This window comes from Salinispora fenicalii, from assembly GCF_000514815.1.
Taxonomy (GTDB): Bacteria; Actinomycetota; Actinomycetes; order Mycobacteriales; family Micromonosporaceae; genus Micromonospora; species Micromonospora fenicalii.
Window position 1 is genome coordinate 103,593 of sequence record NZ_AZWQ01000009.1, and the last position, 10,819, is coordinate 114,411.

The 10,819-nt window shown below is 69.7% G+C and carries 11 protein-coding genes and 1 pseudogene; 5 read left to right on the forward strand and 7 right to left on the reverse strand.

What is annotated here, in order from left to right; all coding sequences use genetic code 11:
* Positions 1–2: 2 nt before the first annotated feature.
* Positions 3–608 (forward strand): class I SAM-dependent methyltransferase, encoded by a 606-nt coding sequence (locus B116_RS0102055; RefSeq protein ID WP_027659070.1) that lies wholly within the window; start codon positions 3–5, stop codon positions 606–608.
* A gap of 42 nt (positions 609–650) precedes the next feature.
* Here the strand turns inward: B116_RS0102055 and B116_RS0102060 are convergent, their stop codons facing one another.
* Entirely contained in the window at positions 651–1,439 is a 789-nt protein-coding gene (locus B116_RS0102060; protein ID WP_027659071.1) for a TetR/AcrR family transcriptional regulator, read from the reverse strand.
* Between the two features lie 85 nt (positions 1,440–1,524).
* Between B116_RS0102060 and B116_RS0102065 the strand changes: the two genes are divergently transcribed.
* The 3 genes and pseudogenes from B116_RS0102065 (at position 1,525) to npdG (ending at position 3,126) form a co-directional block, all read left to right on the forward strand.
* Positions 1,525–1,962, forward strand: a complete 438-nt coding sequence (locus tag B116_RS0102065) for a VOC family protein (protein WP_027659072.1) — start codon at positions 1,525–1,527, stop codon at positions 1,960–1,962.
* 187 nt (positions 1,963–2,149) lie between these two features.
* Positions 2,150–2,362 (forward strand): annotated as a pseudogene (locus B116_RS0102070) (GyrI-like domain-containing protein); the annotation flags it as partial.
* Positions 2,363–2,427: 65 nt separating this feature from the next.
* Complete coding sequence (gene npdG, locus B116_RS0102075; protein WP_027659074.1) at positions 2,428–3,126, forward strand: NADPH-dependent F420 reductase; 699 nt, start codon at positions 2,428–2,430, stop codon at positions 3,124–3,126.
* Positions 3,127–3,287: 161 nt separating this feature from the next.
* Here the strand turns inward: npdG and B116_RS0102080 are convergent, their stop codons facing one another.
* From B116_RS0102080 to B116_RS0102095, 4 genes are all read right to left on the reverse strand, one after another.
* Positions 3,288–3,773: a hypothetical protein gene (locus B116_RS0102080; RefSeq protein WP_027659075.1), complete on the reverse strand. Its 486-nt coding sequence runs from the start codon at positions 3,771–3,773 to the stop codon at positions 3,288–3,290.
* Between the two features lie 227 nt (positions 3,774–4,000).
* On the reverse strand, positions 4,001–4,480 hold the full coding sequence (locus B116_RS0102085; RefSeq protein ID WP_018721394.1) for a hypothetical protein: 480 nt from the start codon (positions 4,478–4,480) through the stop codon (positions 4,001–4,003).
* Positions 4,481–4,558: 78 nt separating this feature from the next.
* Positions 4,559–5,404, reverse strand: a complete 846-nt coding sequence (gene panB, locus B116_RS0102090; RefSeq protein WP_018721395.1) for a 3-methyl-2-oxobutanoate hydroxymethyltransferase — start codon at positions 5,402–5,404, stop codon at positions 4,559–4,561.
* Between the two features lie 151 nt (positions 5,405–5,555).
* Positions 5,556–7,352 (reverse strand): NAD+ synthase, encoded by a 1,797-nt coding sequence (locus B116_RS0102095; RefSeq protein ID WP_027659076.1) that lies wholly within the window; start codon positions 7,350–7,352, stop codon positions 5,556–5,558.
* Between the two features lie 204 nt (positions 7,353–7,556).
* Here B116_RS0102095 and B116_RS0102100 point away from each other — a divergent pair, with 204 nt between their 5' ends.
* Complete coding sequence (locus tag B116_RS0102100) at positions 7,557–8,906, forward strand: glutamine synthetase family protein (RefSeq protein WP_033667244.1); 1,350 nt, start codon at positions 7,557–7,559, stop codon at positions 8,904–8,906.
* 224 nt (positions 8,907–9,130) lie between these two features.
* Here the strand turns inward: B116_RS0102100 and B116_RS0102105 are convergent, their stop codons facing one another.
* Together B116_RS0102105 and B116_RS0102110 are read right to left on the reverse strand one after the other, a co-directional pair.
* Positions 9,131–9,634 (reverse strand): hypothetical protein, encoded by a 504-nt coding sequence (locus B116_RS0102105; protein ID WP_027659078.1) that lies wholly within the window; start codon positions 9,632–9,634, stop codon positions 9,131–9,133.
* Positions 9,635–9,879: 245 nt separating this feature from the next.
* On the reverse strand, positions 9,880–10,809 hold the full coding sequence (locus tag B116_RS0102110; protein ID WP_027659079.1) for a S66 peptidase family protein: 930 nt from the start codon (positions 10,807–10,809) through the stop codon (positions 9,880–9,882).
* Between the last annotated feature and the right edge of the window lie 10 nt (positions 10,810–10,819).

A 10,819-nucleotide genomic window follows, 5' to 3' on the forward strand; every position in this document is an offset into this window, starting at 1 on the left:
TCATGGCAAAGCCGACCCGATGGGTGACCGACACCGGCCCAGAGCACTCCCAGTGGTACATCGACCGATTTCGTCGGTTAGCGGCGGAGGGGGCAGACCTCGCCGGCGAGGCCCGGCTGATCGATGCCTTGGTAGCGCCGGGTTCCCGGGTTCTCGATGCCGGCTGCGGCACTGGTCGGGTCGGGGCCGCGCTGGCCTTGCGAGGTCACACGGTGGTGGGCGTTGACGCCGACCCCGTCCTGGTCGAGGCGGCGGGGGCCGCCTATCCCGGTCCGCGCTGGCTCGTGGCCGACCTGGCGGAGCTCGACCTGGCCGCCGCCGATGAGCCGGAACCTTTCGACGCCGCCGTGGTCGCCGGCAATGTGATGACCTTCGTCGCTGCGGGCACCGAGGCCGACGTGCTGCGCCGGATCACGGCGCACGTGCGTCCCGATGGCATCGTGGCGGTTGGTTTTGGCACTGACCGGGGCTACCCGCTGTCGGCTTTTGACGACGATTCGGCTGCTGCCGGGCTACGCCGGGAGCACCGTTTCGCCACCTGGGATCTGCGCCCGTGGCGGGAGGAGAGCGACTTCGCCGTCACTCTGCTCCGTCGCCCCGCCGAGTGAGCAGTCGGAATCTCACCAGTCGCTGATCGTCCTGGAGCGGCATCAGGAGTTTCCTGATGCCGCGGGTGTTGCGCGTTCGATGAGGGTGGCGAGCCCGTCCAGGAGACGGCGGAGACCGAACTCGTAGGCATGGGCGGGGTCGTGGGCGCTGCCGTGCGCTGCGCCGGCGGCGCTGCCGACCCGGCTGGCCAACGGGTAGGCCGCGGGGTCGAGGACCCGGGCCAGGAGCGGTCCGGCGGCCGCCCACCACTGTTCGTCGGTCACGGTGGTGAGCCGGGCAGTGGCGTGGGCATCGGCGGCGACTCGGGCGTTGGCTTGGACGAAGCTCAGCAGGAGGGTCAGGCAGTCGTCCATCTCGACGTCGTCGAGGCCCAGGCCGTCCAGGGCGGTCAGCTCGTGCTCGTACTTGGCGATCGCGCCCGGTCCGAGCGGGGGCCGCAACGTGGAGACCGTGGCGGTCCACGGATGAGTCGTGAAGAGTGCCCGGTTCTCCTCGGCCACGGCGGTCAGCCGTACTCGCCAGGGTTGTCCGGTGGTGTCGGTGCGCGACATCCGGGCGTACGCGGCGTCGAGCATCACGTCCAGTAGCTCCGCCTTGCCCGGCACGTACGTGTAGAGGGTCATGGGGGAGACCCGCAGTTCCTGGGCGACGCGACGCATGGTGAGACCGGTCAGCCCTTCGGTATCGGTGACGGCGGTCGCCGCTTCGATCACCGCGTCCAGGTTGAGGCCACGTTGCGGGCCTCGGCGCGCTGCTGTCGATGGCTCTCGCCAGAGCAGGGCGAGCGTACGCGCGGGGTCTCCGCCGCTGGTTACGTCAGGTGCACGCATAGTCATCTCCGCATTTTCTCTATACGCTGTACAATGTACAGCGTACGACGTACGAGGTATTTCGGATCACGAGAAGGACTCTTCCATGAAGATCACCTCCACCGCCGTATCGCTGAATGTCGAGGATGTCCCCGCCGCTGCCGCCTTCCTGACCAAGCACTTCGGGTTTCGTCAGGAGATGGCCGCGGACGGGTTTGCCTCGCTGACCCGAGACGACGCCGGTGTCCACGTTGTCTTCCTGCGGCGTGGACTCGCCACCCTCCCCGATGACCAGCGTGACGACCATGCCCGTGGCGTGATTCTGGCGTTCGTGGTTGACGACCTTGAGGGCGAGCTGGCGCGGCTACAGGCTGAGGGCGTCAAGATCACCATGCCGCTGACCACCGAGGAGTGGGGTGAGCGCGCCTTCCAGGTCCGCGATCCGAACGGGGTCATCGTCCAGCTCGTCGACTGGAACGGTGCACCGGAGTTTGGTCCTGCAACACGTGGCACCGCTGCCGGTAGTCACCCCAGGTTGGGATGACCTGATCGAATCTGGCACAGCTTGTCGGGTTGGTGCTGCCCGCGTGGCCCTAGCGTCGTGGGCGCAAGGGAAGGAGGTCCGGGTGCTGAAGCGGCTCAACGATGTCATTGCCCACCTCGAGTAGCGACTCGACCAGCCGGTCGACGTGGCCGAACTGGCGCGGATCGCCGCGACGTCGGAGTACCACGCGATGGCGCTGCCCGCCGGCAAGTGGGCGGTCTTCACCACCTCCGGTCCGTTCCCGCAGACCGTCCAGGACCTGTGGCGGGACGTCGTCACCCTGTGGTTTCCGGCCAACCCGTACCGCAGTCGTCCGGGTCCGGAGATCTCCCGCACCTGTGTCGCTGCGGACGGCACGACCGCGGAGTCCGAACTGTGGATTCCGGTGGAGCGGGCCTGACCCCAGCGGGGATTGTCACAGCATCGACTGCTGCTCGTGCATCGGCGGTTTGCGAGGATGTTCGCATGGCTTACGACGCGAGCAACCTACCCGATGTGTCCGGGCTCACTGTCGGTATCGTCGGCGGCACGGGCGACCAGGGGCGTGGTCTCGCCTACCGGTTCGCCCGTGCTGGCCAGACCGTGCTGATTGGTTCCCGCTCGGCCGAGCGCGCTGCCCAGTCCGCTGCGGAGATCGCCGCCCTGCCGGGGGTGCCCGCCGGCGCGAGCGTTACCGGGGCCGCCAACGATGAGGTCGCCCGGCGCAGCGATGTGGTGGTGATCGCGGTGCCGTGGGACGGCCACGCCAGCATCGTCGGTGCGCTCGCCGAGCCCCTCGCTGGCAAGATCGTGGTCGACTGCGTCAACCCACTCGGCTTCGACAAGCAGGGTCCGTACGCCCTTGCCGTGGCGGAGGGCAGTGCTGTCCAGCAGGCCGCCGCGTTGCTGCCGCAGTCCCGGGTGTGCGCGGCGTTCAACCACGTCAGCGCTCCGTTGCTGGCGGATCCGCAGATCGACCGGATTGAGCTGGACGTGCTGATCTGCACCGAGGAGCGGGAACTGGCCGGCATCGTCGGTGCCCTCGCCGCCCGGATCCCCGGCATGCGTGGCATCTACGCCGGTCGCCTGCGGAACGCCCACCAGATCGAGGCTTTCACGGCGAACCTGATCGCCATCAACAAGCGGTACAAGGCCCACGCCGGCATCCGCGTCACCGACCTCTGAAGGCGGCGCGGGTCCGGACGCACCAACCCTCCCCGGGGCGGCGTTCGGAGGTTGGGCGAATGTGCGTGCGGCCCGTGGGGCTTCCAGCGGGCCGCACCAGTGTCCTACCGGGCCATAGCTAGCCGGCGGACATTCGTCAGTTGGCCCCAGCTGCCGTGGGCTCAGAAATCGACCGAAACACCGACCGCCTGGCAGGCCTCGGTGGCGGTGTCGGTGGCCTTGTCGAAGGCGGGGTTGTCGGCGGCTTCCGGGCTCTCGGCGGCAGCCGCCTTGCCGGCCTCCTCGCTGTACGCGGTCAGCGCGGCGGCGACCGCACTGTCGTCGGCTCCGGTGGCGGCGATGGTGGCGAACTCCGTCGCCAACCCCGTGAAGATCTCCTGGAACATCTCCGTCGGCTCCTCGCCCGCCGACACGGCGTCGAGCAGGGCTTGCCGGAGCTCCATGCTGACCTTGTTGGCCGCTTCGCAGAGTTCCTTGTCGCCTTCGGCGGCAGCAGCCGCAGGTGGCGCCGACGAGGAGGCCGTCGTGGGGTCGGTGGTCGACGGTGCGGACGCGGCTGGCTCCGGGTCGTCCTCGCCACCGCAGGCGGTGAGCGCCAGGACGGCGGCAGGGACCAGCAGAGCCCGGAAGAGTGTTGTCGTATTCACGAAGAGGAATCTTACTCGGTTGGTCGCCAGTGGAGGCCGGCCAGCGAGGTGGGCTCCTCCCCTCCGGCTCCTTGGCCGCTGGGGTCGCCTGTGGATGGTGGGTGCGAGCTCCGCCGGGGTTGCCGGGTGGTGGTGAGCGTGCGCTCCGCCGGAAGTACCGGCGGAGCGCACACCTGACACGACACCGGTTAGCCCACAGCTACCCGGGCCTGTCGATCAGATCGCCATCATCCGATTACGACGCCGACCTTCTGGCAAGCTTCGGTGACGACGTCACCGGCTGATTCGAAGGCGGGGTTGTCCGGGCCTTCCATCAGGTTCGGGTCGGCGGCCATCTTCTCGGCCTCCGCGCTCAGCGCCTGCATGGCGGCGGTGACCTCGCTGTCGGCGCTGCCGGTGGCGGCGATCTCGGTGATTTCCGTCGCCATCTCGCCGAAGGCCTCAGCCACCGCTTCGTCCGTTGAGTCATCGGTGGACATGAGGCTCTCTACCATGGCCTCCTGGAAGATCTCCAGGCTTGTCGCCAGCGCTTCGCAGACCTCCTCGTCGCTTTTGGCCGCGGCTGCGGCGGGGGCCGAGGAGGAAGCTGCCGAGGGGTCGGTCGGCTCAGACGCGGCTGACTCCGAGTCGTCTCCGCCGCCGCAGGCGGTGAGGGCGAGGACGGTGGTAGGGATCAGTAGGGCCCGGAAGAAGCTTGTCTTAAGCACGATCGGGGATCTTACCTGTTTTGTCCTGAGAGGATGGTCGACGGCGGCCCGGTGTTGACCGGGCCGCCGCCAGCCCGGTCAGAAGGTGTGCTCGGTGGTGGGGAAGCCGCCCTCGCGGACCTCGTCGGCGAAGCGACGGGTCGCCTCGCCCAAGGTGTCGGCGAGGTTCGCGTAGCGCTTCACGAAGCGGGGCATCCGGCCGGTACGGAGGCCTGCCATGTCCTGCCAGACCAGCACCTGGGCGTCGGTGTCCGGGCCGGCGCCGATGCCCACGGTCGGGATGGTCAGCTCGGCGGTGATCCGTTTCGCCACGTCACCGGGGACCATCTCCAGCACCACCGCGAAGGCCCCCGCCTCGGCGACCGCGTGGGCGTCGGCGAGCACCTCCTCGGCGGTGTCACCGCGGCCCTGGACCCGGTAGCCGCCGAGGGTGTGTTCCCGCTGCGGCGTGAAGCCGATGTGCGCCATCACCGGGATGCCGGCTCGAACGATCGCGGCGATCTGTTCGGCGCAGTGGCGGCCACCCTCGAGTTTGACCGCGTGGCAGCCGCCTTCCTTCATGAAGCGGATGGCGGTGCGCAGGGCTGCGGTCGGGCCCTCCTCATAGGAGCCGAATGGCAGATCGCCGACGACCAGCGTCTGCTGGGTGGCCCGGACCACGGCCCGGACCAGGGGCAGCAGCTCGTCGGCGGTCACCGGGAGCGTCGTGTCGTAGCCGTAGACGTTGTTCGCGGCCGAGTCGCCGACCAACAGCACCGGGATGCCGGCGGCGTCGAAGATTCCTGCCGTGTACTGGTCATACGAGGTGAGCATCGCCCACCGCTCGCCACGCTCCTTCGCGGCGAGCAGGTCACGGGCGCGGACCCGTCGGGTCGCCGGTCCGCCGTAGAGGGCGGTCACCTCGGCTGGGCTGGATTCCAGCATGGTTCTCTCCTTCCTCGAGGCCGCGTACGCGGTCCCCGGGCTCTGCCGCGATCGTCGCACCATGCGGCGGGTCGCGGCAGGGGGCAGTGCAGGATGTCACTCCCGAGTCGTTCACCCGCCCCGACCGGAGGTGTCACCCACCCCGAGCCGCTCATCCGCCCCCGAGCCGCTCGGCTACTCCGGCCGACCGGCCGTCCTCGCGCCAGCGGTTGGTGATCGGCAGGCGGCGGTCCCGCCCGAAGGCCTTCATCGATATTTTCGTGCCGGGAGCGGACTGGCGCCGCTTGTACTCGGCGGTATCCACCATCCGCAGCACCTGGTCCACCAGCGCCGGGTCGTGGCCGGACTCGATCAGCCCGTCTCGTCCCAGGTCGCCGTCGATGTAGCCGATGAGGATCGGGTCGAGCAGGTCGTACTCCGGCAGCGTGTCGGAGTCCAGCTGGCCGGGGCTCAGCTCGGCCGACGGGGGCTTGTTGATCGAGCTCTCCGGGATCGGTGGGGTCTCGCCGCGGTGGACCGCTTCGGCGTTTCGCCACCGGGCGAGCTGCCAGATCAGGGTCTTCCAGACGTCCTTGACCGGGTTGAAGCCGCCGACCGAGTCGCCGTACAGGGTGGAGTAGCCGACCGCCAGCTCGCTCTTGTTGCCGGTGGTCAGCACCAGGTGGCCCTCCTGGTTGGAGAGAGCCATCAGGATTACCCCGCGGACCCGGGCTTGGAGGTTCTCCACCGAGAGACCGGAGAGCGACAGGTTGGCCAGGAACGTGTCGACGATCGGCTGGATCGGCTCGATCCGGTAGTCCAGTCCGGTGCGCTTGGCCAACTCCGCTGCGTCTTCCCGGGAGTGCTCGGAGGAGTGCTGACTCGGCAGCGACACCCCGACCACCCGGTCCGCGCCGAGCGCGTCAACGGCCAGTGCCGCCACGACCGACGAGTCGATGCCGCCGGAGAGGCCGAGCACCACGGAGGGGAAGTGGTTCTTGTTGACGTAGTCACGCAGGCCCAGCACGAGCGCCTGCCACACCTCCGCTTCGTCGGCAGCCGGTTCGAGGACTTCCCCGGCCGCCGACTCATCGGTCGGGGCGGCCGGTAGCGTTTCGATGCAGCGGTGGAGCACCCGCATTCCGTCGGCCAGTTCGATGTCGGCGGGCGGACCGTCGGCGGCAGCGGGGAGATCTACGTCGTGCACCAGCAGGTGCTCGACGAATTGCGGCGCCCGGGCGAGCAGTTCCCCCTCCGCCGTCACGATCATGGAGTCACCCTCGTACACCAGCTCGTCCTGGCCCCCGACCATGTTGACGTACGCGATGGTGGCCCTGGCCTCAGCGGCCCGGCGGCGGACCAGTGGGAGTCGGACGTCGTCCTTCTTCAGCTCGTACGGCGAGCCGTTGATGTTGATCACGAGGCCGACGCCGGCCTGCCGGGCGGCGGCGAACGGGCCCCCGACCTGCCACAGGTCTTCACAGATGGTCAGCGTGACATCCACCCCGCCGACCCGGACCACGGACAGTGTCTCGCCCGGTACGAAGTAGCGGTCCTCGTCGAAGACCCCGTAGTTCGGCAGGTGGTGTTTGAAGTAGCTGGCCACGGTCTTCCCGTCGTGCAGCAGGGCTGCCGCGTTACGCGCCCCGTGCCCCGGCTCGGCGTCGCCGTTGACCTGTGGCGGGCCGTCCGCGTCCAGGTAGCCGACCACCACCGGCAGGTCGCCCAGGCCGTCGGCGGCGAGGTCAGCTGCGAGCCCGTCCAGCGCCGCCTTCGACGCTTCCATGAAGGAGCGGCGGAAGACGAGGTCCTCGACCGGGTAGCCAGTCAGTGCCAGCTCCGGGAAGGCGACCAACTGGGCGCCGGCGTCGGCGGCGCGCCGGGCCCATTCGCGGATGATCGTGGCGTTGCCGGTGAGGTCGCCGACGATCGGGTTGACCTGGCAGAGTGCGAGACGCAGGGTGGTCATGTCCCTATCTTGCCGCAGCCATCTGAGCCAGGTACGGCGCGTGCTGGGAGAGGGGTCTCCGCCCGGTTTTGACGGAGATAGGACAGGCGGCTGCGGGTGCGGGAAGGTCGCGTAACGTCGGCGTAACGAGGCCAGTGGAGACTGGTCGGTCAGGCCGGGTCGTCCGCGAGCCGGAGGCGGACAATAGGGTCGTAAGGGGTGGAAGTGGACCGTCAGCAGGAGTTCGTCCTCCGTACGCTGGAAGAGCGGGACATCCGGTTCGTCCGGCTGTGGTTCACCGACGTGCTGGGCACGCTGAAGAGCGTGTCGGTGGCCCCCGCGGAGCTGGAATCCGCCTTCGAGGAGGGCATCGGGTTCGACGGTTCGGCGATTGAGGGGTTCGCCCGGGTCGTCGAATCTGACATGGTGGCGATGCCGGATCCGACCACCTTCCAGGTCTTCCCCTTCGAGGGCGGGGTCAGCGGCGAGAGCGCCCGGATGTTCTGCGACATCCTGCTCCCCGACGGTAGCCCGTCCTGGGCCGACCCGCGTCACGTGCTGCGCCGGGCGCTGTCCCGGGCAGCGGAGAAGGGCTTCACCTACTACACCCATCCAGAGATCGAGTTCTATCTGCTGGAGGATGGGGTGTCCGACGGCTCGGTGCCGATCCCGGTCGACACCGGCGGCTACTTCGAGCACACCACCCACGCGGTCGCCCGGGATTTCCGCCGCCAGGCGGTACTCGCCCTCGAACGGATCGGCATCTCCGTCGAGTTCAGCCACCACGAGGTCGCTCCCGGTCAACAGGAGATCGACCTGCGCTACGCCGACGCGCTCAACACCGCCGACAACATCATGACGTTTCGGCACGTGGTCAAGGAGGTGGCGCTCTCCACCGGCGTGCAGGCCACCTTCATGCCCAAGCCCTTCACCGACCAGCCGGGTAGCGGCATGCACACCCACCTCTCGCTCTTCGAGGGGGAGCGCAACGCGTTCCACGACGCCGGTGACCCGATGAAGCTCTCCAAGGTCGCCCGCGCGTTCATCGCCGGCCTGCTGGTGCACGCCCGGGAGTACACGGCGGTCACCAACCAGTGGGTCAACTCGTTCAAACGCCTCTTCCCGCAGGCCCTGCCGAACCGGGTCACCGAGAGCCCCGCGTACGTCTGCTGGGGGCACCTGAACCGCTCTGCGCTGGTCCGGGTCCCGGCGTACGGCAAGCCGAACTCAGCCCGGGTCGAGGTCCGGTCGCCCGACTCGGCGACCAACCCATACCTGGCCTTCGCGGTGATGCTCGGCGCCGGCCTCAAGGGCATCGAGGAAGGGTACGAGCTGCCGCCGGGTGCCGAGGACGATGTGTGGTCGCTGACCAGCGCCGAGCGTCGGGCGATGGGGTACGAGCCGCTGCCGGAGAACCTCGCCGAGGCGATCGACGTGATGGCCGGCTCCGAACTGGTCGCCGAGGTGCTTGGCGAGCACGTCTTCGACTTCTTTCTGCGTAACAAGCGGTCCGAGTGGGAGCAGTACCGCCGCGAGGTCACGCCGTACGAGCGGCAGCACTACCTCTCGCTCTGATCCCCGGCCGGCTGGCCCTGCTCCTGGCGTCGGTCTGCGTGCTGGCCCGGCTGATCCGGATCTGCCCGCGACTCGACGATGATCGTGGTGTGGGGCGCGGTTGCCGCAGCTCGCTCACCCCGGGTCCGGTCCGCGCCCCAGCGGGTCCGCTGGGCGGCGCGCGAAGCGGCGGCGCGCCGGGCTACCGGCGCGCCGCCGTGAAGTCCGCCCTCGGGCGGGACGACCTACTTACTCGCGGAGCCACCCGGGCCGCCGTGCCCGCCCGGGCCCCGGAGGACGCCGGCCTCGGCCGCCGCGGTGATCGCATCGGCCTGCTCCTGGGTGAGCTTGCCGTCCTCGACCGCCTGGGCCAGCCGCTGCGCGAGCACCTCCTGCCGGTCAGCGGCGTCCGGGCGCTCGCCCCGCTCGCCTCGCTCGGGTCGCTCGCCTTGCTCGTCCCGGTCGGCCGCCCGCTGTTCGCGCAGCTCCTCCAGCGCCGTGGTTACCTCGCCCACGTCAACGCCGAGCTTTTCGGCGAGCGCCTCGGCGAACGCGGCCTGCCGATCGGAGCGCTTCTGCTCCTTATCCGTGCCCTTCTCGGCGTCGGCGCTGGCGCTGGCGCTGGCGCTCGGGGAGGGTGAGGTGTTGTCAGCGGCCATGGCCATGGCCGGTGCGGCCACACCGACACCGAGCACGCCCGCTGCGGCGAGACCGGCCAGCAGGTGCTTCCTACGAATCGTGCGGGACATGGTGATCCTCCAACTCGTCGGGTGATGCGTTACGCGATCGACAGTGACCGCGTCCGCTGGAGGAAGACCGTGGCGAAGCTATGAGCGAGCTGGCAATTTCTGGGGGGACTGCCCGAGGCGATCAGGGAATTGACCACTGCCCGGCGGGTCAACGGCGGACAGCCGGGTCGGGGACAGCCGGGTCAGCAGAAACCGGGTCAGCGGGCGGCCGGGTCAGCGGGCGGCCGGGTCAGCGGACAGCCGGGTCAACGGACAGCCGGGGCGACGGTGAGAGTGCCGGCGCCCGCGTCCAGGACCGCCTCGGTGCCGACCGGAACGGTGAGCTGGCCCACCCCGTGCCCGATCGGCAGCCCACCGAGTACGGGGACGCCGAGGTCACCCAGGCGGTCGGTGAGCACATCGGCGACGTCTACCGCCCACCCGTCGGCGCAGTCGGTGAACTGCCCGACCGCCACCGCGGCCAGCCCGGCCAGCACCCCGGCCCGGCGAAGTTGGGTCAGCATCCGGTCGACCTTGTAGGGGGGCTCCTGTACCTCCTCAAGCAGCAGCACCGCCCCGGTCAGGTCCGGCAGGTCCACCGTGCCGATCGACGCCGCGATCAGGCAGAGGTTGCCACCGAGCAGCCGGCCGCTGCCCCGGCCCGGGACTCGGACGCGGAAGGTCTCCTCGTCCTCCCGCGCGGCCACCGTCACCGGTTCGGTAGTGGTCAGTGCGGCGTGCAGCGACTGCGCAGAGTCCAACGCCGTCCGTTCGTCCCGCCACGCCGCGCCGGGACCGTGTAGCCCCGCCAACCGGGCACCCCGCCAGAGCGCGAACTGGAGGGCAGTGATGTCGGAGAAGCCGGCCACCACCTTCGGGTCCCGCCGTACGGCTGCCATGTCGATCGCATCCACCATGCGCTGCGTGCCGTACCCGCCCCGAGTGCAGATGATCCCCCGGACGGCGGGGTCAGCGAACGCGGCGTTCAGGTCCGCCGCCCGCAGCTCGTCGGCGCCGGCGAGATAGCCCTGCCGGGCGTACGCGTTCGGGGCGGGCACCGGCCGCAGACCCCAACTGGTCAGCAACTCGATGCCGCGGGCGACCCGCTCCGGCCGGGTGGGCCCGGACGGCGACACCAGGAGCACAGTGTCACCCGGACGCAACGCGGGCGGACGGAGTACCTCGTCGGTGATCACAACAGTCGAG

What these genes read in the sequence shown, in the direction of transcription:
- B116_RS0102055 (WP_027659070.1), top strand. Translation starts at nt 3, where the DNA reads ATGGCAAAGCCGACCCGATGGGTGACCGACACCGGCCCAGAGCACTCC.
- B116_RS0102060 (WP_027659071.1), bottom strand. Translation starts at nt 1,439, where the DNA reads ATGCGTGCACCTGACGTAACCAGCGGCGGAGACCCCGCGCGTACGCTC.
- B116_RS0102065 (WP_027659072.1), top strand. Translation starts at nt 1,525, where the DNA reads ATGAAGATCACCTCCACCGCCGTATCGCTGAATGTCGAGGATGTCCCC.
- npdG (WP_027659074.1), top strand. Translation starts at nt 2,428, where the DNA reads ATGGCTTACGACGCGAGCAACCTACCCGATGTGTCCGGGCTCACTGTC.
- panB (WP_018721395.1), bottom strand. Translation starts at nt 5,404, where the DNA reads ATGCTGGAATCCAGCCCAGCCGAGGTGACCGCCCTCTACGGCGGACCG.
- B116_RS0102095 (WP_027659076.1), bottom strand. Translation starts at nt 7,352, where the DNA reads ATGACCACCCTGCGTCTCGCACTCTGCCAGGTCAACCCGATCGTCGGC.
- B116_RS0102105 (WP_027659078.1), bottom strand. Translation starts at nt 9,634, where the DNA reads ATGTCCCGCACGATTCGTAGGAAGCACCTGCTGGCCGGTCTCGCCGCA.